27 protein-coding genes are annotated in these 21674 nt (G+C 73.1%); 12 read left to right on the top strand and 15 right to left on the bottom strand.

Going from position 1 to position 21674, the window contains the following annotated elements; translation table 11 throughout:
- Window positions 1–19: 19 nt before the first annotated feature.
- Window positions 20–424: an SgcJ/EcaC family oxidoreductase gene (locus V1L54_RS08075; RefSeq protein WP_330117195.1), complete on the bottom strand. Its 405-nt coding sequence runs from the start codon at window positions 422–424 to the stop codon at window positions 20–22.
- A gap of 449 nt (window positions 425–873) precedes the next feature.
- On the opposite strand from V1L54_RS08075, the gene V1L54_RS08070 reads away from it, so the two are divergent.
- The 4 genes from V1L54_RS08070 to V1L54_RS08055 are packed head-to-tail and all read left to right on the top strand — an operon-like array spanning window position 874 to window position 3471.
- Window positions 874–1605, top strand: a complete 732-nt coding sequence (locus V1L54_RS08070; protein WP_330117194.1) for a GNAT family N-acetyltransferase — start codon at window positions 874–876, stop codon at window positions 1603–1605.
- Window positions 1606–1657: 52 nt separating this feature from the next.
- Window positions 1658–2749 carry a DNA polymerase III subunit beta family protein gene (locus V1L54_RS08065; protein WP_330117193.1) on the top strand — a complete coding sequence of 364 codons (1092 nt, stop codon included), beginning with the start codon at window positions 1658–1660 and terminating at the stop codon, window positions 2747–2749.
- The gene (locus tag V1L54_RS08060; protein WP_330117192.1) at window positions 2746–3246 is read left to right on the top strand and encodes a hypothetical protein; all 501 of its coding nucleotides are present in this window, start codon (window positions 2746–2748) and stop codon (window positions 3244–3246) included. Before V1L54_RS08065 ends, V1L54_RS08060 begins: the two co-directional genes overlap by 4 nt.
- A gap of 60 nt (window positions 3247–3306) precedes the next feature.
- Window positions 3307–3471, top strand: a complete 165-nt coding sequence (locus V1L54_RS08055; RefSeq protein WP_330117191.1) for a hypothetical protein — start codon at window positions 3307–3309, stop codon at window positions 3469–3471.
- Window positions 3472–3510: 39 nt separating this feature from the next.
- Here the strand turns inward: V1L54_RS08055 and V1L54_RS08050 are convergent, their stop codons facing one another.
- Window positions 3511–3894 carry a winged helix-turn-helix transcriptional regulator gene (locus V1L54_RS08050; protein WP_330117190.1) on the bottom strand — a complete coding sequence of 128 codons (384 nt, stop codon included), beginning with the start codon at window positions 3892–3894 and terminating at the stop codon, window positions 3511–3513.
- Between the two features lie 101 nt (window positions 3895–3995).
- Here V1L54_RS08050 and V1L54_RS08045 point away from each other — a divergent pair, with 101 nt between their 5' ends.
- Window positions 3996–4397, top strand: coding sequence for a RidA family protein (locus tag V1L54_RS08045; RefSeq protein WP_330117189.1), 402 nt, complete (start codon window positions 3996–3998; stop codon window positions 4395–4397).
- Window positions 4398–4462: 65 nt separating this feature from the next.
- A complete protein-coding gene (locus V1L54_RS08040; RefSeq protein ID WP_330117188.1) occupies window positions 4463–4804 on the top strand; it encodes a DUF5713 family protein in 342 nt (113 codons plus the stop codon).
- Window positions 4805–5267: 463 nt separating this feature from the next.
- Here V1L54_RS08040 and V1L54_RS08035 read toward each other — a convergent pair whose 3' ends face one another.
- Entirely contained in the window at window positions 5268–5468 is a 201-nt protein-coding gene (locus tag V1L54_RS08035; RefSeq protein ID WP_330117187.1) for a DUF397 domain-containing protein, read from the bottom strand.
- A gap of 14 nt (window positions 5469–5482) precedes the next feature.
- A complete protein-coding gene (locus V1L54_RS29440; protein WP_443076532.1) occupies window positions 5483–5755 on the bottom strand; it encodes a Scr1 family TA system antitoxin-like transcriptional regulator in 273 nt (90 codons plus the stop codon).
- Window positions 5756–5957: 202 nt separating this feature from the next.
- Between V1L54_RS29440 and V1L54_RS08025 the strand changes: the two genes are divergently transcribed.
- Together V1L54_RS08025 and V1L54_RS08020 are read left to right on the top strand one after the other, a co-directional pair.
- Window positions 5958–6353: a hypothetical protein gene (locus V1L54_RS08025; protein WP_330117186.1), complete on the top strand. Its 396-nt coding sequence runs from the start codon at window positions 5958–5960 to the stop codon at window positions 6351–6353.
- A 125-nt stretch (window positions 6354–6478) separates the two neighbouring features.
- Window positions 6479–7093 (top strand): Uma2 family endonuclease, encoded by a 615-nt coding sequence (locus V1L54_RS08020; protein WP_330117185.1) that lies wholly within the window; start codon window positions 6479–6481, stop codon window positions 7091–7093.
- A 53-nt stretch (window positions 7094–7146) separates the two neighbouring features.
- Here the strand turns inward: V1L54_RS08020 and V1L54_RS08015 are convergent, their stop codons facing one another.
- Complete coding sequence (locus V1L54_RS08015; protein WP_330117184.1) at window positions 7147–8400, bottom strand: MFS transporter; 1254 nt, start codon at window positions 8398–8400, stop codon at window positions 7147–7149.
- Window positions 8401–8567: 167 nt separating this feature from the next.
- On the opposite strand from V1L54_RS08015, the gene V1L54_RS08010 reads away from it, so the two are divergent.
- The gene (locus tag V1L54_RS08010) at window positions 8568–9476 is read left to right on the top strand and encodes a LysR family transcriptional regulator (protein ID WP_330117276.1); all 909 of its coding nucleotides are present in this window, start codon (window positions 8568–8570) and stop codon (window positions 9474–9476) included.
- 30 nt (window positions 9477–9506) lie between these two features.
- Here V1L54_RS08010 and V1L54_RS08005 read toward each other — a convergent pair whose 3' ends face one another.
- The gene (locus tag V1L54_RS08005; RefSeq protein WP_330117183.1) at window positions 9507–10262 is read right to left on the bottom strand and encodes an alpha/beta hydrolase; all 756 of its coding nucleotides are present in this window, start codon (window positions 10260–10262) and stop codon (window positions 9507–9509) included.
- 151 nt (window positions 10263–10413) lie between these two features.
- On the opposite strand from V1L54_RS08005, the gene V1L54_RS08000 reads away from it, so the two are divergent.
- The gene (locus V1L54_RS08000) at window positions 10414–11553 is read left to right on the top strand and encodes an adenosine deaminase (protein WP_330117182.1); all 1140 of its coding nucleotides are present in this window, start codon (window positions 10414–10416) and stop codon (window positions 11551–11553) included.
- Window positions 11554–11708: 155 nt separating this feature from the next.
- Complete coding sequence (locus V1L54_RS07995) at window positions 11709–12065, top strand: ATP-binding protein (protein WP_330117181.1); 357 nt, start codon at window positions 11709–11711, stop codon at window positions 12063–12065.
- A gap of 99 nt (window positions 12066–12164) precedes the next feature.
- On the opposite strand, the gene V1L54_RS07990 is transcribed toward V1L54_RS07995, so the two are convergent.
- From V1L54_RS07990 to V1L54_RS07970, 5 genes are all read right to left on the bottom strand, one after another.
- Window positions 12165–12371 (bottom strand): PspC domain-containing protein, encoded by a 207-nt coding sequence (locus tag V1L54_RS07990; protein WP_330117180.1) that lies wholly within the window; start codon window positions 12369–12371, stop codon window positions 12165–12167.
- A gap of 87 nt (window positions 12372–12458) precedes the next feature.
- Window positions 12459–13010, bottom strand: coding sequence for a VanZ family protein (locus V1L54_RS07985; RefSeq protein ID WP_330117179.1), 552 nt, complete (start codon window positions 13008–13010; stop codon window positions 12459–12461).
- A gap of 68 nt (window positions 13011–13078) precedes the next feature.
- A complete protein-coding gene (locus V1L54_RS07980) occupies window positions 13079–13744 on the bottom strand; it encodes a hypothetical protein (protein ID WP_330117178.1) in 666 nt (221 codons plus the stop codon).
- Window positions 13741–15342: a sensor histidine kinase gene (locus tag V1L54_RS07975; RefSeq protein WP_330117275.1), complete on the bottom strand. Its 1602-nt coding sequence runs from the start codon at window positions 15340–15342 to the stop codon at window positions 13741–13743. The genes V1L54_RS07980 and V1L54_RS07975 overlap by 4 nt, the downstream gene beginning before the upstream one ends.
- A gap of 193 nt (window positions 15343–15535) precedes the next feature.
- Window positions 15536–16213, bottom strand: coding sequence for a response regulator (locus V1L54_RS07970; protein ID WP_330117177.1), 678 nt, complete (start codon window positions 16211–16213; stop codon window positions 15536–15538).
- Between the two features lie 222 nt (window positions 16214–16435).
- Here V1L54_RS07970 and V1L54_RS07965 point away from each other — a divergent pair, with 222 nt between their 5' ends.
- Entirely contained in the window at window positions 16436–17221 is a 786-nt protein-coding gene (locus V1L54_RS07965) for a SigE family RNA polymerase sigma factor (protein ID WP_330117176.1), read from the top strand.
- Window positions 17222–17368: 147 nt separating this feature from the next.
- Here V1L54_RS07965 and V1L54_RS07960 read toward each other — a convergent pair whose 3' ends face one another.
- From V1L54_RS07960 to deoC, 4 genes are all read right to left on the bottom strand, one after another.
- Window positions 17369–17986 (bottom strand): ATP-binding protein, encoded by a 618-nt coding sequence (locus V1L54_RS07960; RefSeq protein ID WP_330117175.1) that lies wholly within the window; start codon window positions 17984–17986, stop codon window positions 17369–17371.
- A gap of 176 nt (window positions 17987–18162) precedes the next feature.
- Window positions 18163–19074 (bottom strand): aldehyde dehydrogenase family protein, encoded by a 912-nt coding sequence (locus V1L54_RS07955; RefSeq protein ID WP_330117174.1) that lies wholly within the window; start codon window positions 19072–19074, stop codon window positions 18163–18165.
- A complete protein-coding gene (locus V1L54_RS07950; protein ID WP_330117173.1) occupies window positions 19067–20530 on the bottom strand; it encodes an aldehyde dehydrogenase family protein in 1464 nt (487 codons plus the stop codon). Before V1L54_RS07950 ends, V1L54_RS07955 begins: the two co-directional genes overlap by 8 nt.
- 5 nt (window positions 20531–20535) lie before the next feature.
- On the bottom strand, window positions 20536–21534 hold the full coding sequence (gene deoC, locus V1L54_RS07945; RefSeq protein ID WP_330117274.1) for a deoxyribose-phosphate aldolase: 999 nt from the start codon (window positions 21532–21534) through the stop codon (window positions 20536–20538).
- Window positions 21535–21674 lie beyond the last annotated feature (140 nt).

The following is a 21674-nucleotide window of genomic DNA, read 5'->3' as shown; positions in this document are numbered from 1 at the left end:
GCGCGGCCCGGCGGTCCGGTCAGCCGGGGGCGACCACCGTGTTCTGGCAGGCGGTCAGCAGCCAGCGGCCGTCGTCCTGCCGGGCCATCACGTACAGCGGGGCGCCCTCGCTCCCGTCACCCGGGGGCAGATAGCGCTGACGGACCTTGACCGCCGCGACGTCGGGACGGATGAAGAGCACATGGGCCACCTCGTAGGTGACCCTGCCGTCCCAGTGGGCCGCGGGGAGGACCCGGCGGGTGAACTCCGAGACCGCGTCGAGGCCGATGAGGACCTTGCCGTGGGCGGTCGTCCAGACCGCGTCGCGGTGGAAGAGGGAGAGGAACTCGTCGGGATCCTTGTGCTGCTGGGAGTGCTCGACGGTGGCGACCACCTGCTCGATGGCCTTGATGTCGGCTGCCTGCGCCGTGGGGTCCGTGTCCATGCAGAAGAGGGTGCTGCCTCAAGTCCGGTTGAGGTCAAGGCCGTGCTTGCCGCGCCGGGGGCGGCCGTCTTCCGGGGCGGGCCCCGCTGGTGTGCCGGGCCGGGGTGATGTTTCCGGTCCTCCCGGGGTGCGGTGCCCGGGCTGCGCCCGGGTGCGGGTTCTGTTGGGTGCTGGGGGCGGGGCCAGTCCGGGGCGACCATTCCGGACGGTACGGTTTACGGCCGTTGCCGTGTCACGTTTTGTCACCCTTCCATTGGCCGCAAATCGTACTTGAGTGTCCGGAACGGCCGCCCCTCCCCGTCCCCTCCCGCCCGTCGCCCGGCTGCGGGTCGAGTCCTGCGAGCAACCTCGCGGTGAACGGGGCGGGAGCGGCTCGCCTCCCGGCCCCGGCTGGTCGGCCGCCGGAGAAAGCCGTTTCCCCGTAGTCCTGTGAATGGCAGGATCCCGGCATGACGCCCGATCCGCTGACAGCCCGTGCCCATGCGCTGTGGCAGGAACTGGCCGGTGTGCCTGTGGAGTTCGGACGCTCTGCCGCTGTGGTCGTCTCGCCGCGATCGAGGCTGTGTCCCCCCTCGTGGTGCGGGATCGTTGTACTGGGCGGAGCGGGAATCGTCACCGTACCCACGGTCGAGGCCGCCGTCCGACTGCGTGAGGTCGCCGTCGAGGTGCCTCCTGCGGCTCTCGTCCAGGCGGATGTGCTTCGGGTCGCCCTGCCCGTCGCCGAGGTGCTGGGACCGGCCACCCTCGCTTATGCCTCCGGCCCGGATTTCCGTCCCGTGCTCATGGAGCGGACGGTGGCAAGGCTGCCTGCCGATCATCCCGGTCTGTCGGCCCTACTGGTGGGAGCGGGGCGGGAGGACGCCGGTGAGAGCGGTCTGGACGAGATCTCGTCGCCGGCTTTCGTCGTCCTCGACGGTGCCGAGGTCGTGGCCGCGGCGGGGTATCAGGTCTGGCCGCGAGGGACAGCGCACCTGTCCGTCCTGACAGCGCCGGGGTACCGCGGTCGTGGGCTGGCGAAGGCGGTGGCCTCTGCGGCCGTGGCGCACGCTCTCGACGCGGGGCTCATGCCGCAGTGGAGAGCACGGCCGGAACCGTCCCGGCGAGTCGCCCGCGCACTCGGGTTCCGGGAGGTGGGGGCCCAGTTGAGCGTCCGGCTCGACGGTGGCGCAGCCGGAGGATGAACACCGGGGTCGGTGTTGACCTTCAAGCTGGTCGAAGCCCGACGATGGCGGGGTGTCGCATTCCGAGTTGATGCCGATCGGCGCCTTCGCCCGACGCAGTGGTCTGACGCCGAGCGCGTTGCGGTTCTACGCCGGCTGTGGACTGCTTCCTCCTGCCCGGGTCGACCCGGTCTCGGGCTACCGCTACTACAGCGCCGGCCAGGTGGCACGGGCGAACGGGCTCCGTCGGCTCCGTGAGATCGCCATGCCTCTCACGGTGGTCGAGGCGGTCCTGGCCGCCGGGCCGGCCGAGGCGTCCCGTCTGATCGACGAGCATGTCGCGAAGGTCCTTGGAGAGGCGGCAGTCGTACGGGACAGGGCCGCTGTGATCAGGTCGTCGCTCGCCGGGGTGCCGAGTCTGCCGATCGCCGTGCTGAAGGGGCCCGTACTGGCCGACGCGGTCGAACAGGTCCTGGCCGCGACCGCACGCGAACCGGGGCTGCCGGTGCTCGGCGGACTGCACATCGAGGTGACCCGCGAAGCGGTCACGCTGACCGCGACAGACCGCTACCGGCTCTCGACCCGAACCCTGGTTCCCGCCGGGCCGGCGGCCACGGCATGGACTGGCACGGTCGACGGCGACGAACTGCGGGCCGCGGTCACCGAGATCCGCCGCAGCGCGCTGGTGCGAGTCGAGGCGGCACCGCACGGGATCTGGCTGCGCATGGCGGAACGAGGAGACCAGTACTGCCGACTGCTGCCGGAGGAGTTCCCCGACCACCGGTCGATGCTCGCGTCGCTGCCCGAGCCCACCACCCGTGTGACGGCCTCGAAGGAGCCGCTTCTGAGAGCTCTGGAGGAACAGCCAGGCGAGCGGATCTCGCTGCGCGTGACTTCCCACAACCTGAACGTCCTGCCGACAGGTGACGAGCACCCCGGTCTCCCGCTCCCGGCCACCGTGACAGGACAGGACCTCCGGATCTCCTTCGAACTGACCACGCTCTATCCAGCCGTCGGCACCGCCATCGGCCCCGATGTGCTGCTCGACCTGCGCGGCCCCGACCAGCCCGGCACGGTCCGCTCGGCCGACCGCGGCGATCTCACCACCGTGGCCGTGCCCGTCAAACCCGACCATCCCGCAAGAGGAAGAGGACCACTGCCATGACCGCCGCTCCCACCCCGACCATGGAAGCCATCGCCCGAGCCGTCACCGAAGGACGGGCCGGTGACACCGCCTCCGCCCGCCGGAAGCTCCTGGACCTCTGGTCCGCTGTTGGTGTCACCGGCGACCCGCTGCACCGCTGCACCCTCGCGCACCACCTGGCAGACCTCTACGAGGATCCCGCCCGGTCCCTGGTCTGGGACATCCGGGCCCTGGACGCCGCCGGAGCCGTGACCGAGCAGCGCGTACAGGAACACCACGCCGGCCTGCACATCGCGGGTTTCTACCCGTCCCTGCACCTCAACCTCGCCGACGACTACCGCCGCCTCGGGGTGTTCGACGTCGCCGCCGAGCACATCGACGCGGCCAGGGAGCACGCCCCACACCTCGCCCCGGACGCCTACGGCACGCTCCTGCGGACCGCCATCGAGCAGGTGGCCGAGGCCATCACCCGGCGGGACACCGTCAAGCGGGCCTCCGCCCCAGGTCCCGCCGCATGACGCGCCTCACGCCATCGAGGGGTGGCTCCGGCTCGTCGAACACCCTGCCCCGGAGACGTCGTGACTCTTGCCGATCAGCGCCTGGTGGTCGTCGGCTACTGGAACGCGCGGAACCCGGGAAACCAGATCCGCCCCTCCTGCGGCACCCGCCGGGAAACCGAACCGGATCCCGGGGAACGGCAGCAGCGCACGGAGGAGGGCCCACCGTACGCGCCTTGCCGCTGACCCCGCGGTCTCCCGGCGTCAGGAGACCCGTGAGGGCGGTCAGGCGCCGAAACGGCCGCGCGCTTCCTCGATGTGGCCGAGGTACCGATGGGTCCAGTCGCACATGGCGTCGACCGTGGCGCGCAGGGCCCGGCCCGGCTCGGTGAGGGTGTACTCGACCCGGGGCGGCACGGTGGGGTGCACCTTCCGGTCCACCAGGCCGTTGCGCTCCAGCATGCGCAGGTTCTGGGTGAGCATCTTGTGGCTGACGCCCTCGACCTCGTCGCGCAGTTCGCTGAAGCGCAGGGTGCGCTCGCCGAGCGCCTCGATGATCAGCAGCGCCCACTTGTTGGCGACGTCCGAGAAGATCTCCCGTGCCAGTGAGTCCGCGCGCCGCAGGTCGGCGTCCTCGGGCAGGCCCTTGAGCAGTTGCTTGGTCACCATCAGGTTCCCCAGTCACCGAAAAGTGCGTTCTTCCAGGTCAGCTGACACTCTCCTACAGTTCCCGAGTAACCACAAGAGAGCAGACCGGAAGGGCGACCACCATGGCCACCATCGATGTCTTCCACTACGGCGTGCCGGCCGAGAGCGACTTCGGCTACGCGCAGGCGATCAGGTCCGGCGAGCTGATCCACGTCTCCGGACAGCTCTCGCTCGACGAGACCGGCGAGTTCCGCCACGCGGACGACTTCACCGCCCAGCTCGGGCAGACCCATGCCAACCTCGACAGGGTCCTGGCGCACTACGGCGCCACCCGGAACCAGGTCGTCTCCCAGACCCTGTACGTGGTGGACCTGCGGCGGAACGCCGCAGCGACGGCGGAGGGCAACCTGGCGTACTTCGGCGACCACCGCCCGGCCAGCACGGTCCTCGGCGTCACCGAGCTGACCTTCCCCGGCCAGGTCGTCGAGATCAGTGCCGTCGTCGACATGAGGCTGCCCGCCTGAGCCCACCCGTGGCGGCCTGCCCTGCTCCGGGGGACCTGTTCCCGGGGGGGGACTGGAGAGGCGCTGTGCCGATCACGAACCAGCAGGTGGCAGAGCATGTGCTTCTGCGGCAGATGTACTCGGACGCCTACTTCCCCGATCACGTCGTAGACAAGGGCAGGGACATCCTGCTGCGGCTGTGTGGGCGGATCGAGGCCGAGCAGCCGCCGGACCTGGCAGCCCTGTACGGGCTGACCCAGGCCGCGACGGAGGAGTTCAACCTGCTGGAGGCGGAGTTCGAGGCGGCGGGAAGCGAGATCGAGACGGTTGCCCGGGAGAGGATCGCCGATGACTTCTGGTTCGTCGCCTCGGCCTACGGCTTCACGGACGCGGACGTCGAGGAGCTGATCGCCACCCGGCACTGGTGAGGGGCGAGCCCGCCCCCGGTGTCTCCTGCGGCTACTGACACCGCACCCGGCCGCGTGGCGCTCGTGGCAGTCGTCACGGTCGGACTTCGGTGAACGTCCCCGCGTAGGCCGAACTCCCGCCGAACCGCGGTGATCACGACCGGCAGGGGCTTCTGTCCTGCCCCATCGCAGCGCTCCCTGACCGAGGCCGGCCGCGACTTCACCCGGCGCGCTTCTTCGCGGGCGACGGTCGATCGCTGCCCGATGAGGCGGCGCTTTCCCATGCCGGCCCGCAGCCGGACGACGGGCGGGAGGGGACGGGGAGGGGCGACCGTTCCGGACACTCGAGCGTGATCTGCGGCCAATGTGTGGGCAAGGGGACGTGTCACGTCCACGGCCGTAAATCATGCCGTCCGGAACGGTCGCCCCGGACTGGCCCCGACCCCACCCGACACCGCACCCGCACCGCGAGCCCGTGAAGCGCTCAGCCCTCGGTGAAGCGGCCGAACTCGCCTGCCTTGGCAGCGCGTATGAAGGCTGCCAGCTCCTCTGGGGTGGTGGTGAGGACGGTGCTCGGGTCGTCGCTCTCGCGCATCCTGACCGTGCGGCAGTCGCCCGCAGCGACGTAGACGCAGTTGGCGGCCTCGCCGCTGTAGGAGGACTTCTGCCAGACATGGGTGGACACGGCTCGCTCCTTACTCAGAGATCTTGCGCGATGCGGTGCATCAGCTCACGGGACTTCGCCGGAGTGAGAGCGCACCCCTCCATACGGTCCGTGACAGTCCGGTACTTGGCCAGTTGGGCGCGGGACACGGCCGGTCCACCGAAACCCATGCGGAGGGCTGCTTCGTGAACGACCGCCGTCAACGGAGTCGGCTCGTCCCCGTAGGGAGTCGCCTGCCTTTTGATCCGGTATGAAACCCGGTGCTCCACGTCGTGCGGAGCCAGGGACGGAACGACATCACTGATCACCGCCCGCGCGTGGTCTCTGGTCTGGAGCAGCCCGGGCACGTGGATGACCGAGGCGACGGGACTGTGCGTGGTGCTCCGGTTCGGCCAGATCCAGCGCTCCCAACGGGAGGATCCCCCGGTACTCCTCCCACCATCCCCGGGTCCGGCCGCCGGTCATGTCCGTGAGGGCGTCGATGAGCGCCCGGTCCGTGCACGAGTACAGGTGGGCCAGGGCCCGTACGCGTTCCGCGCTCACCGGGTAGCCGCCGGACTCGATGCTGCTGATCCGGGCCTGAGCGGCGCCGTGCCGCACGGCGGACCCGCGCCGCTCCCGGGTGACTTCGACGAGGAGCTGCGCGCCGTGGTCCTCGACCTCGCGCCCCGGCAGTTCGCCGTGGTCCAGACGTGGGAGGTGGGCGACGGGGAGCGGGACGGGCGCGTCGTCGCGTGGGGGGTCGCGTACGGGGACGGAAGCGCCGAGGTGGTCAGCACCGACGGAGTCCGGCGGTTCAGCCTCGCGGCCCCCGAGCGGGCCGTGCGGTGGTTCGGGGTGAAGAAGGAGGGCGTCACGGCACGGCTCGTCTGGCTCGCCGCACCCGACCGGACCACCGCCGCCTGAAAGGACACCGCCCCGGCCAGGATGTCCCCTTTCGGGTGAACGCGCCTCGAACAGGTCGCTTCCGGACGTACCGGCGCGCTGGGATCGGAGGAGGTGCGCCGGTACGGGGGAAGGGAGTGAACGCCGTGGGGGAACCCGCCGTCGCGTGTGAGCCCTGCACGCCGGACGATCCGTACGGCCCGACCGTCTGCGAGTGGGACTACGCGGTCCGGCTCTGGGCGGCGATGGACTGGCCCGAGGGCTGCCGGGCGGAGATCGTCGACGGCGTCGTCGCCGTGGCGCCTCCGGCCTCCGACACCCACGACCTCATCGTGGACGAGGTGCGGCGGTCGCTGTGCGAGGTGACTCCCGAGGGTTGGGCGGTCCGCCGGAGGCAGGCCGTCTCCGTACCGGACCGGAGCGGCATCTACGTCCCCGACCTGCTGGTCCTGCCGGAGCCCGGGCCGGACGGGGCGGGGGACCTCGTACCCGCGGAGCGGGCCCGGCTCGTCGTGGAGGTCACCTCGCCGTCCAACGCCCGCCACGACCGGGGCGCCAAGGCCGTCGGCTGCGCCCGGGCCGGGGTGCCGCTGTACCTGCTGGTCGACCCCTGGGCGCCCGGCGGCCCGACCGTGCTGCTGTACGGGGAGCCGAGGGAGAAGGCCTACCGGCTCCTCCGGGGCGGGAGGTTCGGGGAGGAGATCCACCTCCCCGCTCCCTTCGACTTCGCGGTCGACACGGGCATGTTCCCCGCTGGTTGAGGGCCCGCGCTCACCGGAGCGCGGGCCCTCGACCGGACGAGGTGCGGGGGCGCTCAGCCCCGCGCCACCACCGGCGAGGAACTCCGCCGCGCGGCCAGCGCGCGCCGCGTGGCGTAGAGCGTGATCCCCGCGGCGGCCACCAGCGCGCCCAGGGTCAGGGCGACCGTCGCGCTCCAGCCCGCCGCGTGGTACGCGACCGCGCCCAGCGAGGCGCCCAGCGAGCTGCCCAGGTAGTACGCCATCTGGTACAGCGCCGCCGCCTGTGCCCGGCCGGTGGTGGCGGTGCGGCTCACGGAGCTGGACGCCACCGCGTGCCCGGCGAAGAAGCCCGCCGTGACCAGGACCAGGCCCAGCAGGACGGCCGTCAGGTCCGTGCCCAGGGTCAGCAGCAGGCCGGTGGCCGTCGTGCCGATGGCCAGGTAGAGCGCGCCGCGCCGGCCCAGCCGTCCGATCAGGCGGCCGGCCGCCGCCGAGGAGGCGGTGCCGACCAGGTAGATCACGAAGACCGAGCCGACCAGGCCCTGGGAGAGCCCGAAGGGCTCGGCCACCAGCCGGTAGCCGATCACCGTGTAGACGGCGCCGAAGACCGTCATGAACAGCAGGCCCAGCGAGTACAGCCGCACCAGCAGCCCGTCGGACAGGTGGCCGCGCACCACCCGCAGCATCTCGGCGGGACGCGCCGAGGCCGGGACGAAGTTCCGTGCCCTCGGGATCAGCAGCCGGTAGACGACCGCGCACACCAGGGCCAGTACGCCCACCGCCGCCAGTCCCGTACGCCAGCCCCAGCCCTCGGCCACCCAGCCGGTGAGGACGCGGCCGGTCATCCCGCCGACGCTGTTGCCCGCCACGAACAGCCCGACGGCACCGATCAGCGCCCGCGGGTGCAGCTCGTCGGCCAGATACGCCGTCGCCGCGGCCGGGATCCCGGCGATGGCCGCGCCCTGCACCGCGCGCAGCGCGATCAGGGTCTCCAGGTTCGGCGCGAACGGCAGTGCCAGCGCGATGGCGACCGCGACCGCCAGTGAGCCCGTCATCAGCGTCCGCCGCCCGAAGCGCTCCGAGAGGGTGGCCAGCGGCAGGACGGCGACCGCGAGGCCGATGGTGGCGGCGGAGACCGTCCAGCTGGCCTGGCCCGGCGTCACGCCGAGGTCGGCGGTCAGGGCGGGCAGCAGGGGCTGGGTGGCGAAGAGCATGGCGAAGGTCGCCAGGCCCATGGCGAACAGGGCCAGGTTGATCCGCCGGGGAGCGGAGGGACGCTGCGGAGAGGCACCCGTGCGGGCGGGCGCCCCGGTATCGACGGAAGGCATACCTCGAACGTACGATCAACGATCTGATGCGTCCAATGCACAAAATCGAAGATTCTCATGCACAGACGCATAAGCTGAGGTGAAGGGGCGTCGTGTCACCGGACGGCAACAGGAAAGACATCAGGGTTACGTCGGACACATCCCGGTCCGCCGAGTCCGTACCCGCCATCACGCACGACTCCTGGGCGGCCCGGCTCACCCCGCGGCTGGCGCAGTTCGTGGCGGTCGCCCGTCATGAGCACGTGACGCGCGCGGCGGGCGGGCTGGGGGTGCCGCAGTCCACGCTCAGCCGGGCGATGGCCCGGCTGGAGGAGGACCTGGGCGTCGACCTGTTCTCCCGCCGCGGCCGCACCGTCTCGCTCACGCCCGCCGGCCGGACGTTCCTCACCTCGGTGGAGCGCGCGCTGGGCGCGGTGGAGCAGGCCGCCGAGGCGGTGCGCGCCGACGCCGACCCGGCCACCGGGAAGGTGGCCTTCGGGTTCCTGCACACCTTCGGCTTCGAGACCGTCCCCGGGCTGATCCGCTCCTTCCGCGCCGACCACCCCCGGGTGCGCTTCTCGTTGATCCAGACGTACAGCGAGGCGATGGTCGAGCGGCTGCGCGCCGGGGACCTGGACCTGTGCCTGACCTCCCCGATCCCCGAGGCGCCGGATCTGGTGGTCCGCCGGCTGGGCGAGCAGCGGCTGCGGCTGGCCGTCCCCGAGGACCACCCGCTGGCCCGGCGCCGCCGCGTCCGGCTGGCGGAGGCGGCGGAGGAGCCGTTCATCACCCTGGAGCCGGGCTACGGGCTGCGCCGCATCTTCGACGCGCTCTGCGCCGAGGCGGGCTTCCGGCCGCGGATCGCCTTCGAGGGGGAGGAGGCCGAGACGCTGCGCGGGCTGGTGGCGGCCGGGCTGGGGGTGGCGCTGCTGCCGCCGCCGACGGTGGCCCGGCCGGGGGTGCGGGAGCTGACGGTCACCGAGCCGCGCGCGGTGCGGGAGATCGGGGTGGCCTGGGTGGAGGGCCGCCCGGACACCCCGCCGGTGGCGGCCTTCAAGAAGTTCCTGCTGAGCCGGCGCGGACGGCTGCTGGCGTAGGGGGCGGTGCGGGTGACCGGCGCGGTGCCGTCAGTGGCGCAGGGAGCGGCCGAAGCCCGCGGCCAGCGGCATCCGCAGGCCCAGCGGCGGCGGGGCCGCGAGCGCGTCGGCCAGCGGGCGGGCGAAGTCCCGGTCACACAGCGAGCCGACGACGAAGTTCTCGGCCAGGGCGACGACCTCGGCCCGGTGCTGCCGCAGGGCGTGGCCGTCGGTGTGGACCTCGAAGCGGCAGACGTCCGGGTTGCCCTTCTTGGCGCGGGCCGCCAGGTGGTAGGAGAGTTCGGGCGCGGTGTGCTCGTCGTCCGTGCCGTGCACCAGCAGCACCGTGCGCCCGGTCAGCTGCTCCACCGGCTCCGGTGCGCCGTCCCCGGAGCCGGCCGGCAGCCAGGGGGCCAGTGCCAGGACGGAGACCACGGCCGGGTGGCCCGCGGCCCGCAGTGCCGCCCGGGCGCCCATGTCCCAGCCGGCCAGGCACACCGGCACGTCGCCGTAGCGCCGTACGATCTGCTCCAGTGCCCACTCGGCGTCCTGGACCGGGTGGGCGGCCGGGCCGTTCCAGCCGCGGTAGCGGTAGTGGACGACATGGGCCGCCAGCGCCTCGCCCGTCCCGGCCCGGGACAGCCGGCGGGCCAGCGGCAGCGTCGCCGCCGCGGCCCGGGAGGAGCGCCGGCGGGTGCTCACGGCCTGTCCCCCCGGCAGCAGCAGGACAACCCCCTGTACCGACCGGTCCGCGCCGAACGCCCGCCCCAACCGCGCGTCCCGGCGCGGCAACGCCTGCTGAGCCATGGCAGAACCATGGCAGAAGCCCGGGTGTACCGGTGGTGTCATGCGGTCACCATTGAATATCGAACCTTCCAGGGAACGCCGCTGCGCGGACGGGGTGCCGGGCGACCGGGACCGAGATGATATCTACGCGCGTAGGCGCTAGAGTGCGGCAATGACGAGCGAGACTGTCACCACCGTCCCCACCGCCGACCAGATCCGCCGTGCCCCCAAGGTGCTGCTGCACGACCACCTCGACGGCGGCCTCCGTCCGGCCACCGTCGCCGAACTCGCCCGCGCCACCGGTTACGACGGTCTGCCCGAGACCGACCCGGAGGCGCTGGGCACCTGGTTCCGCGAGGCCGCCGACTCCGGTTCGCTGGAGCGCTATCTGGAGACCTTCGCCCACACCTGCGCGGTCATGCAGACCCGCGAGGCGCTGGTGCGGGTCGCGGCCGAGTGCGCCGAGGACCTGGCGGCCGACGGTGTGGTGTACGCGGAGGTGCGGTACGCGCCCGAGCAGCACCTGGAGCGGGGGCTGACCCTGGAGGAGGTCGTCGAGGCCGTCAACGAGGGCTTCCGGGAGGGCGAGCGCCGGGCCCGCGAGGCCGGGCACCGCATCCGGGTCGGTGTGCTGCTCACCGCCATGCGGCACGCCGCCCGCTCCCTGGAGATCGCCGAGCTCGCCAACCGGTACCGGGACGCGGGCGTGGTCGGCTTCGACATCGCGGGCGCCGAGGCGGGCCACCCGCCCACCCGTCATCTGGACGCCTTCGAGTACCTCAAGCGCGAGAACAACCACTTCACCATCCATGCCGGGGAGGCGTTCGGGCTGCCCTCGATCTGGCAGGCCCTCCAGTGGTGCGGCGCCGACCGGCTCGGCCACGGGGTGCGCATCATCGACGACATCCAGGTCGCGGAGGACGGCTCGGTGAAGCTCGGGCGGCTGGCGGCGTACGTGCGGGACAAGCGCGTCCCGCTGGAGATGTGCCCGACCTCCAACCTCCAGACGGGGGCGGCCCCCTCGTACGCCGAGCACCCCATCGGGCTGCTGCGGCGGCTGCGCTTCCGGGTCACGGTCAACACCGACAACCGGCTGATGAGCGGCACCGGCATGAGCCGCGAGTTCGAGCACCTGGTGGAGACGTTCGGCTACACCCTCGACGACATGCAGTGGTTCACCGTCAATGCGATGAAGTCGGCCTTCATTCCTTTTGATGAACGGCTGGCCATGATCAATGACGTGATCAAGCCCGGATACGCCGAGCTGAAGTCCGAGTGGCTGTTCCGGGAGGCCGCCGCGACAGGGCGTTGACCAGCGGGTACGTCCGGCAGCCGGGGAAGGGGCGCGGGGTCCGGGGCGGCCGGACACCCCGACACTCACTGTTTGGGAGTGTTTGCGGAGGGTGCGGTGGTCTGGCTACTTTCGCGAGGCCGCCCCAACCCATCCACAAGAGGACGTAGCAGCTGATGAAGCAGCGAACCATGAAGACACTCGGCGCCGCCGTGCTCGGTGTCGCCATCGCCGTCGCCGGCACCGGGACCGCCGCCGCGGCGCCCGCCCTGCCGGGCGTTCCGGTCATCGGGCAGCTCACCGGCACTCTGACGAAGGCGCTGCCCGCCCTCGGCCCCGCACCCGAGCAGGCACCTCAGCAGGAGGCGCCGCGGACGCTGCCGGCCCCCGCCCCCGAGCAGGCCCCCCGGCAGGAGGCGCCGCGGACGCTGCCGGCCCCCGCTCCCCAGCAGGAGCCGGTGCGGGCCCTCGTCGGAGGCCAGTCGCTCCAGCAGCTCACGGGATCGCTTCCGCTGGCCAAGGGCCTCGGCTGACGCCGTAGCGCACGCCTTCGGGGTTCTCCCCGGGAGCGAACGGCGGGCCGTACACCGGATCCGGTGTACGGCCCGCCTTGACGTGCGCCCGCCGTGCTGTCACCAGCGGCCGCCTCGGTAAGCCTTCTGCTCGTCCGGGAGCAGGATCCACAGGGCGATGTAGACCAGGAACTGCGGCCCCGGGAGGATGCAGGAGATCAGGAAGATCGCCCGCATCGTGTTCGCGGAGACGCCGAAGCGCCGGGCCAGCCCGGCGCAGACGCCGGCGATCATCCGGTTGTCATCGGGGCGGACAAGTGCGGCCATGGCTGTGACTCCTTCGTTCGTCCGGGACGCTGTTGTTCGCCGGGTACCCATTTCACGGTAGAGGGAGCGTCCCGGACGGACGTCGGTCTACGGAGCGATCCCGACCCCGGTGGTCCTCGGGGTCGCCCCCCGGTCCTCGTCGTCCGGACGGTGGACCCGGGCACCGGCCAGGTCCTTCCGGTGGGCGGCGCGCAGCCGGGCCCGCAGCGCCGGGTAGCACAGCAGATGGGCCAGGGCGACCCCGGTGGTGTTGAGCAGCAGCGCGTCCACGTTCGCGACCTGCCCGGGCACGGCGGGCTGCACCAGTTCGATGCCGAGCGAGATCGCCGCCCCGGCGGAGACCGTACGGGCCCAGGACCCCAGCCGGGACGTCACCCGGCCCACCGCCATCGGCAGCAGCACCCCGAGCGGGGCGAGCAGCGCCAGTCCGCCGCCGATGCCCTCCAGCGCGGCCTGGGGGCCGGTCGTCAGGTCGGCGTGGATCGAGGCGAAGGGCCGCAGGTTCGCGGGGGACACCCAGGGCACGGACAGCGGCCGCAGCGTCAGCCAGCCGACGAACAGCAGGTGGCCGCACAGGAGTACGAGACCCGCTGTCCGGACGCGGTGTGCGGCGGGACCGCCGCGGTGTTGACGCTGCACAGCGACGAGGACGCCCGCGGTCCGGGAGGCGGTTCCCCGGATCCCCGGGCCGCCACCCGGTCGCACGCCTACGACGGCGGTGCGCCCGCCGTCTCCGCCGTCTCCGGACCGCTCCGCAGCGCGTCGGTGCACGAGTGGGCCGACGGCATCCCGCGGTTCTCATCCGGCCCCGGACCCGCCCCCGACTCCGGGCCCGGACCGCCGAGCACCACCGTGGGCTCCTGGCCGGTGGCGGCCGTGCCCGCGAACGTGCACACGATCTGGGCCAGCGCGAAGGGCGGCAGCCGGCCGGGCTCCTGGCTCAGCCGGAGCGTCTCCCGGGAGTCCTCCTCGGCCGGTGCGAGGACCTCCAGCGTGTGCGGCACCGCGGTGCCGAAGCCCGCCTCGTCCTCGGCCCGGGAGGGGGACTCCTGCAACTCGTCGAGGAGCGCGCGGGCCGTCCTCAGCCGTGCGTCCGGGCCCCGCTCACCGGCCTTCACGGGCACGGTGCGCTCCACCGGCTCGACACCGCCGCCGCAGACGAGGAAGACGTCCACCCGGATGACCTCGTCCCCCGGCTGCCGCGCCTCCCCGGCGCCGGGTGCCGCGCACGACGCCCGGGACGGCGCCGCACCCGCGTCCACCGGCACGGGCGTCGACCGGATGCCGCACCCGCCGAGCGCGAGGACCGCCAGAACGGCGGCGGCGGTACGGACGGTGCGGGTGGTGCGGGCGGCACGGTGCGCGGCCGTCATCGGTCGCCCTCCCCGCCGGTCCCGGTGCCCGCGTCGTCGCGGACACCGTCCTGGCCGGAGTCCCGGTCGGGGTCCCGGTCGGGGTCCCGGTCGCGGTCCGGCGCGAGCCGGCTGGCGTCGCGCGGCAGCCGCAGGGTGAAGACCGCGCCACCCCCGGGCGCGTTCTCCGCGGTGATCCGGCCCCCGTGGATGTGCGCGTTCTCCAGGGCGATCGACAGCCCGAGACCGCTGCCCTCCGACCGGGGCCGGGACGCGCTCGCCTTGTAGAAGCGGTCGAAGACGTGCGGCAGCACGTCCTCGGGGATGCCGGGTCCGTTGTCGGAGACCCGGATGATCAGCTCGTCCCCGCCCGCGGCGCCTCTCGCTGCGACTGCCCCGGATTTCCCGGTGCGCACCGAGACCCGCACCGGGGAGCCGCCGTGCTTGAGCGCGTTGCCGATCAGATTGGCCAGGATCACGTCCAGCCGCCGCGGGTCGAGCCGGGCCATCACACCGCGGTCGGCGTCGAGCTCGACCGCGTCCAGCCAGGCGCGGGCGTCGACGCAGGCCGTCACCTGGTCCGCGACGTCGACGTCGTCCAGCACCAGTCTGGCCGTTCCCGCGTCGAAGCGGGTGACCTCCATCAGATTCTCCACCAGGTCGTTCAGCCGCCGGGTCTCGCTGACCACCAGTCCGACCGCGGGCGCGATCATGGGGTCGAGCGAGTCGGCCTCCTCCTCCAGCACCTCCGTCACCGCGGTGATCGCGGTCAGCGGCGTGCGCAGCTCGTGGGACATGTCCGCCACGAAGCGCCGGCTGGACTCCTCGCGGGCGCTCAGCTCCGCCACCCGCTTCTCCAGCGCCGCGGCGGTGCGGTTGAACGTCCGGGACAGCTCGGCCAGCTCGTCGGTCCCCGACACCTGCAGCCGGGTGTTCAGCTTCCCCTCGCCCAGCCGCCGCGCCGCGTCCCCCAGCCGCTGCACGGGCCGCAGCACCGTGGTGGCGGCGGCCTGCGCCAGCAGGGCGGAACCGATCAGCGCCAGCGCGGTGGCGATGCCCAGCGACCAGGCCAGGGAGTTGAGGTCGTCCCGCTCGGCCGCCAGTGACTTGAGCATGTAGCCCGTCGGCGCCGGCCGGCCGCCCTCGTCGATCACGGTCGCGCCGCTCACCAGGTACGGCTCGCCGTCCAGCGTGATCCGCTGCCAGTACAGGTGGTACTCGGCCGGGTTGGCGGCGTCGACCTCGCGCTTGCGGTTCACGGCGGTGCGCAGCGTCCGGGGCACGTCGTCCAGGGTGAAGTTCTCGTGCGACGCGGCCCGGCACGGCGGTCCGCCGGTCCGCCGGGAGATCAGCACGACCTCGTACCGCTCGGCGGAGTTCGCCATGGCGTCGGCCGCTTCCTGCAGTTCGTCACAGGACGTGCGGCGGGAGACGGATCCCGCGGTGTCGCCCAGCGAGTCGCGGAAGTCGTTGAGCGCGGCGTCCTGGGCCCGGGTGAGGACGGCGTCGCGGTTGATCCAGTACGCGATTCCGGAGGCGGCCGCCGCGGCGATCAGCGCGACGAGCGCGAAGACCACCACCAGCCGCAGCCGCAGGCTCGTCAGCCGCAGCGCCCCCATGAACTTTCCGGGGATCCCGCTCACAGTGCCTCCTCGTGAGCCCTGCCGGGCCGGGGCGCGGGCTCCGGCCCGGGGTGCGGGGCGGCGGCCCGGCGCGCCTCGCCCGCCGTGGTGCGGGACGTGCTTCCCCGCCCGCTCGGCGCGGGCGCGGGTATCGAGGGAAGGCGCGGCCCGGCGGCCTCGCGTGCGCCGTTCACGCAGGGGGGTCCAGCCGGTAGCCCACCCCGCGCACCGTACGGATCAGGGTCGGGGAGGAGGGCACGTCCTCGACCTTGGCGCGCAGCCGCTGGACGCACGCGTCGACCAGCCGGGAGTCGCCGAGGTAGTCGTGCTCCCACACCAGCCGCAGCAGCTGCTGCCGCGACAGCGCCTGTCCGGGGCGGCGGCTCAGCTCCAGCAGCAGCCGCAGTTCCGTCGGGGTCAGCTGCAGGTCCCTGCCGTTCTTGGTCACCGTCATCGCGGAGCGGTCGATGACCAGCGCGCCGAAGGTCGCCGAGTCGTTCGCCTCGCGTTCGCCGCGCCGCATCACCGCGCGGATACGGGCGTCCAGCACCCGTCCCTGCACCGGCTTGACGACGTAGTCGTCCGCGCCCGACTCCAGGCCGACCACGACGTCGATGTCGTCGCTGCGCGCGGTCAGCAGGATGATCGGCAGCTGGTCCGTGCGCCGGATGCGGCGGCACACCTCGAAGCCGTCGATGCCGGGCAGCATGACGTCCAGCACGATCAGATCGGGCCGCTGCTCGCGCAGCAGCCTGAGACCGTCCTCGCCCGAGGCGGCGGTCACCACACGGTGGCCCTGCCGGGTCAGACCCATCTCCAGGGCCGTACGGACGGCCTCGTCGTCCTCGATCAGCAACAGGAATGGCACGCGCGCCATTCTGGCGCATCCCCCGCCCGTACTTCGACTGGCGGGTGCACGGAAGCGCAGACACGCAGACACACGGAAAGCCGGTCCGGTTCCGGGGCACGCCCGCTCCGCGCCCTGTGACACCCCTGTGACAGAGGGAGGACCCGGCCATGAAACTGCCGCGGCAGTGTATTCGGCACAGCAAGGCGAGCGAACGGGCTGGCTCTACGAGGGGGGCGCGAGATGACCACACTGCACAGCACCATCACCAGCGCAGTTATCCACACGCATCCGCGCACCCCGGCGGTTCCCGCCCAGGGCAGGGAGACGTCCGGCGGCCCGGGCGCACCGGGGGTCCCCCCGGCGAAACGAGGGGGAGGGTGCGTCCGTAACGCCGGGCGGCAGCGGCCCGCGCACATCGCCGCCGTGGGGGAGGCGGCCGGCGGGGGCGGCCGCCGGGGGGACGAAGCGTACGGGGAGGCACCGGGGGAGCGGCGCCGGGGCGTGTCGGAGGCGGAGTTCACCGCCTACGTCCGCGAGCGCCGCGCCTCCCTGTACGCCACCGCCTACCACCTGACGGGGGACCGGCACGAGGCCGAGGACCTGCTGCAGAGCGCGCTGTTCTCCACCTACCGCGCCTGGGAGCGGATCAGCGACAAGGCCGCGGTCGGCGGCTACCTCCGCCGCACCATGACGAACCTGCACATCAGCGCCTGGCGACGCCGCAAGCTCAACGAGTACCCGACCGAGGAACTGCCCGAGTCGGCGGGCGAGAACGACGCGATGCGCGGCACCGAACTGCGCGCGGTCCTGTGGCAGGCGCTGGCGCGGCTGCCCGAGACACAGCGCACCATGCTGGTCCTGCGCTACTACGAGGGCCGCACGGACCCGGAGATCGCCGACATCCTGAACATCAGCGTCGGCACGGTCAAGAGCAGCATCTGGCGCTCCCTGCGCCGGCTGCGCGACGACCAGTCGCTCAGCTTCGGCCGGGACCTGGAGGAGAGCTTCGGCGAACTGGTCGCCTGACGGCCGGCGCCGGAGAACGGGGGGACGGGGGAGCGGGGGGAAGCGGGAGCGGGTCCGGCCGGCCGGGGGGTGTGGCCGGACCCGCTCCCGCCGCGCGCCGTCGTACGCCCGGTCCGTCCGGGGCCGTGGCCGCCCGGCGCGCGGGGCTCACCGGCGCGCGGCCGAGGGCGCGCCGAGCTCCGCGATCCGGCCCAGGGCCTCGTCCCGGCCGCAGGCGTGGGCGCCGAGGGCGACCTGGTGCGCGACGATCGTGTGCTCGTCGCGCATCAGCGTCCAGCCGCGGCGGATCAGGACGGGCAGCGACTTGCGGCCCTCGCACACGTCGCGGACCAGCCGCCGCCGGAAGGTGGTGCCGGGCCGGCCGCGCAGACACAGGGCGTCGGCCAGCAGCCCCAGCTCCCGGCACCGTCCGGCGATCTCGGCGGCGAATATCCCCTCGGCGACGAACAGCCGGGCGCCGCGCAGGTCGAGCGCCTCCGTGCCGGTCCGGGCGCTCGCGGCGATGTCGTACACCGGCACGGCGGTGCGGCCGCGCTCGCACAGGGCGCCGATCGCGGCCACCGCGGCGTCCGCGTCCCAGGAGGCGGGATCGTCCCAGTCGACCAGCCCGCTGCCGGGGAACCGGGGCAGGGACGGATCGCCGGTCTCCTTGTAGAAGTCGTCCAGCCGCAGCACGGGCAGTCCGGTGCGGGCGGCGAGCGAGGACTTCCCGGAGCCGGACGGTCCGGTCAGCAGGATCACGCGGGCGGTGTCGGAGGAGGCCACGGAACACCATTGTCGGGCATGGCGGAAGGACTTCGCACCGGTGGGCCGGGCGGCTGCCGGTGCGTCGGGGTTCCGGTGCGTCGGGGGACTCGGGGCCTCCGGGGAGCGGCCGGTGCCGCGGCGTCCGTACGCGGGACGCCGCGGCACCGGCCCCTCCGGGGCGCGGGCGGGTGCCGTCAGAGGCCGACGGGGTGCCAGACGGTCTTGGTCTCCAGGAACGCCAGCATCCGCCCCGTCCCGGGGTCGGCGGACCAGTCGGCGCCGCCGTCCGCCGGGCGCAGCACCCGCTTGAGGTTCTCCGCCGCGGCGGCCTCCAGTTCCCTCGCCAGACCGGCGTCGTCCGCGCCCGCCAGGTCGATCGCGTTGACGTCCTGGTGGGCGGCGAGCGGGGCGGCGAGCTCGGCGGTACGGCCGGACAGGACGTTGACCACGCCGCCCGGCAGGTCGGAGGTGGCCAGCACCTCGGCCAGCGAGAGCGCGGGCAGCGGAGCCCGCTCGCTCGTCACCACGACGGCGGTGTTGCCGGTGACGATCACCGGGGCGAGCACCGAGACCAGGCCGAGGAAGGCGGACTCCTGGGGCGCGAGCACGGCGACCACCCCGGTGGGCTCGGGGGTGGAGAGGTTGAAGTACGGGCCCGCCACCGGGTTGGCGCCGCCCGCCACCTGGGCGATCTTGTCGGACCAGCCCGCGTACCACACCCAGCGGTCCACGGCGGCGTCCACCCGCGCGGCGGCCTTCGCCCTCGACAGGCCCTCGGCCGCGGCGACCTCGGCGGTGAACTGGTCGCGGCGGCCCTCCAGCATCTCGGCGATCCGGTAGAGGATCTGGCCGCGGTTGTACGCGGTCGCCCCGGACCAGCCGCCGAACGCCTTCCGGGCGGCGACCACCGCGTCCCGGGCGTCCTTGCGGGACGCCAGCGGGGCGTTGGCCAGCCACCTGCCGCGTGTGTCGGTCACCTCGTACACCCGTCCGCTCTCGGACCGGGGGAACTTCCCCCCGAGGAACAGCTTGTAGGTCTTCAGGACGCTCAGCCGCGTGCGCGCGGTGCCGGACGTCCCGGGCATCGGGTCGGACATCTCAGACATCGAGGTACGCCTCCAGACCGTGACGGCCGCCCTCGCGGCCGAAGCCCGACTCCCGGTAGCCGCCGAAGGGCGAGGCCGGGTCGAACTTGTTGAACGTGTTGGCCCACACCACGCCGGCCCGCAGCCGGTCCGCCATCGCCAGGATGCGCGAGCCCTTCTCCGTCCACACGCCCGCCGACAGGCCGTACGGCGTGTTGTTGGCCTTGGCCACGGCCTCGTCTGGGGTGCGGAAGGTCAGCACGGACAGCACCGGGCCGAAGATCTCCTCGCGGGCGATCCGGTGGGCCTGGGTGACGTTCGTGAAGACCGTCGGCGCGAACCAGTAGCCCCGTTCGGGCAGTTCGCAGGCCGGGGACCAGCGCTCGGCGCCCTCGGCCTCGCCGCTGTCGGCGAGCTCGGTGATGCGGGCGAGCTGCTCGGCGGAGTTGATGGCGCCGACGTCGGTGTTCTTGTCCAGCGGGTCGCCGACCCGCAGGGTGGCCAGCCGGCGCCTGAGGGCGTCCAGCAGTTCGTCCTGGACCGACTCCTGCACCAGCAGGCGCGAACCCGCGCAGCACACCTGGCCCTGGTTGAAGTAGATGCCGTTCACGATGCCCTCGACGGCCTGGTCCACGGGCGCGTCGTCGAAGACGATGTTGGCGCCCTTGCCGCCCAGCTCCAGGGTGAGCCTCTTGCGCGTGCCCGCGAGGGTGCGCGCGATCTGCTTGCCGACGGCGGTGGAGCCGGTGAAGGCGACCTTGTCGACACCGTCGTGCGCGACCAGCGCGGCGCCGGTGGCGCCGTCGCCGGTGAGGATGTTGACCACGCCCCGCGGCAGCCCGGCCTGGCGGCAGACGTCCGCGAAGAACAGCGCGGACAGCGGGGTCGTCTCGGCGGGTTTGAGGACGACGGTGTTGCCGCAGGCCAGGGCCGGGGCGACCTTCCAGGCGAGCATCAGCAGCGGGAAGTTCCACGGGATGACCTGGGCGGCCACGCCCAGCGGACGCGGGTCCGGGCCGCTCGTGCCGTTGTGCGGGCTCCGCCCGAGGGCGGCGTGGGCGAGCTTGTCGGCCCAGCCCGCGTAGTAGAAGAAGTGCGCGGCGACCAGCGGCAGGTCCGCGTCCCGGGTCTCGCGGATCGGCTTGCCGTTGTCCAGGGTCTCCAGGACGGCCAGCTCGCGGGAGCGCTCCTGGATGATCCGGGCGATCCGGAACAGGTACTTGGCGCGCTCGGCGCCGGGCAGTGCCGACCAGGGGCCGAAGGCCCGGCGGGCGGCGGCCACGGCCGCGTCCACGTCCTCGTCGCCGGCGTGGGCGACCTCGCTCAGCACCTCCTCGGTGGCCGGCGAGACGGTCTTGAGGACCCGGCCGCCGGCGGCCTCGCGGAACTCGCCGTCCACGAACAGGCCGTAGGAGGGCGCGATGTCGACGACCGCGCGGGACTCGGGCGCGGGCGCGTACTCGAACAGAGGGCTCATCGTGATCAGTCCACCGTCACGTAGTCGGGGCCGGAGTAGCGCCCGGTGGTCAGCTTCTGGCGCTGCATCAGCAGGTCGTTGAGGAGGCTGGAGGCGCCGAAACGGAACCGGTCGGGGCGCAGCCAGTCGTCGCCGAGGGTCTCGTTCACCAGCACCAGGTACTTGAGGGCGTCCTTGGTGGTGCGGATGCCGCCCGCGGGCTTGACACCGATCACGGCGCCGGTGGCGGTGCGGAAGTCGCGCACCGCCTCCAGCATCACCAGGGTGTTCGCCGGGGTGGCGTTGACGCCCACCTTGCCGGTGGAGGTCTTGATGAAGTCCGCCCCGGCGAGCATCGCCAGCCAGGAGGCTCGGCGGATGTTGTCGTAGGTGGCCAGCTCGCCGTTCTCGAAGATCACCTTCAGGTGCGCGTCCTCGCCGTCCGGGCGGGCGCAGGCCTCCTTCACGGCCCTGATCTCCTCGAGGACCTGGAGGTAGCGGCCGGAGAGGAAGGCGCCGCGGTCGATGACCATGTCGATCTCGTCGGCGCCGGCCAGCACCGCGGCGCGGGTGTCCGCCAGCTTGACGTCCAGCGCGGCGCGGCCGGCGGGGAAGGCGGTGGCGACGGAGGCGACCTGGACCGCCCGGCCCCCGGCGGCGTCCAGGGCCCGCCGGGCGGTGGCCACCATGTCCGGGTAGACGCAGATCGCGGCGACCTCCGGGACGGTGCGGTCGGTGGGGTCGGGGTGGACGCCCTTGGCGCACAGCGCCCCGACCTTGCCGGGGGTGTCGGCGCCCTCCAAGGTGGTCAGATCGATCATCGAGATGGCCAGGTCGATGGCGAAGGCCTTGGCCGAGGTCTTGATCGAACGGGTGCCGAGCGCGGCGGCGCGGGCTTCGAGGCCGACCGCGTCGACCCCGGGCAGGCCGTGCAGGAAGCGGCGCAGCGCGGCATCGGACGCGGTGGCGTCCGCGAACGCCGGGGGCGGCGCTTCGGACGCGGTGGTGGGAGACGAGGCAGGCATGGTCACCAGACGAGCATATCTACGCGCGTAGCGGCTGTCATCCCCCACCCCGCCCACCATGGCCCGGCAGTCGACAGTCGGCGTCCGGCGGGGACGGGCCGCGGGGGTCCGGGCCAACGGGACGGGGATCGCATCCGGCC

This window comes from Streptomyces rubellus, from assembly GCF_036323805.1.
Lineage (GTDB): Bacteria > Actinomycetota > Actinomycetes > Streptomycetales > Streptomycetaceae > Streptomyces.
The sequence above is the reverse complement of the archived record's forward strand: the minus strand, read 5'-3'. Positions and strand labels throughout refer to the sequence as shown.

Bases quoted from the DNA above. Each gene is read 5' to 3' on its own strand.
- V1L54_RS08075 (WP_330117195.1), bottom strand. From the start codon at position 424: ATGGACACGGACCCCACGGCGCAGGCAGCCGACATCAAGGCCATCGAG.
- V1L54_RS08070 (WP_330117194.1), top strand. From the start codon at position 874: ATGACGCCCGATCCGCTGACAGCCCGTGCCCATGCGCTGTGGCAGGAA.
- V1L54_RS08060 (WP_330117192.1), top strand. From the start codon at position 2,746: ATGACCGCCGCTCCCACCCCGACCATGGAAGCCATCGCCCGAGCCGTC.
- V1L54_RS08050 (WP_330117190.1), bottom strand. From the start codon at position 3,894: ATGGTGACCAAGCAACTGCTCAAGGGCCTGCCCGAGGACGCCGACCTG.
- V1L54_RS08045 (WP_330117189.1), top strand. From the start codon at position 3,996: ATGGCCACCATCGATGTCTTCCACTACGGCGTGCCGGCCGAGAGCGAC.
- V1L54_RS08015 (WP_330117184.1), bottom strand. From the start codon at position 8,400: ATGCCTTCCGTCGATACCGGGGCGCCCGCCCGCACGGGTGCCTCTCCG.
- V1L54_RS08005 (WP_330117183.1), bottom strand. From the start codon at position 10,262: ATGGCTCAGCAGGCGTTGCCGCGCCGGGACGCGCGGTTGGGGCGGGCG.
- V1L54_RS08000 (WP_330117182.1), top strand. From the start codon at position 10,414: ATGACGAGCGAGACTGTCACCACCGTCCCCACCGCCGACCAGATCCGC.
- V1L54_RS07995 (WP_330117181.1), top strand. From the start codon at position 11,709: ATGAAGCAGCGAACCATGAAGACACTCGGCGCCGCCGTGCTCGGTGTC.
- V1L54_RS07990 (WP_330117180.1), bottom strand. From the start codon at position 12,371: ATGGCCGCACTTGTCCGCCCCGATGACAACCGGATGATCGCCGGCGTC.
- V1L54_RS07980 (WP_330117178.1), bottom strand. From the start codon at position 13,744: ATGACGGCCGCGCACCGTGCCGCCCGCACCACCCGCACCGTCCGTACC.
- V1L54_RS07975 (WP_330117275.1), bottom strand. From the start codon at position 15,342: ATGGGGGCGCTGCGGCTGACGAGCCTGCGGCTGCGGCTGGTGGTGGTC.
- V1L54_RS07965 (WP_330117176.1), top strand. From the start codon at position 16,436: ATGACCACACTGCACAGCACCATCACCAGCGCAGTTATCCACACGCAT.
- V1L54_RS07955 (WP_330117174.1), bottom strand. From the start codon at position 19,074: ATGTCTGAGATGTCCGACCCGATGCCCGGGACGTCCGGCACCGCGCGC.
- V1L54_RS07950 (WP_330117173.1), bottom strand. From the start codon at position 20,530: ATGAGCCCTCTGTTCGAGTACGCGCCCGCGCCCGAGTCCCGCGCGGTC.
- deoC (WP_330117274.1), bottom strand. From the start codon at position 21,534: ATGCCTGCCTCGTCTCCCACCACCGCGTCCGAAGCGCCGCCCCCGGCG.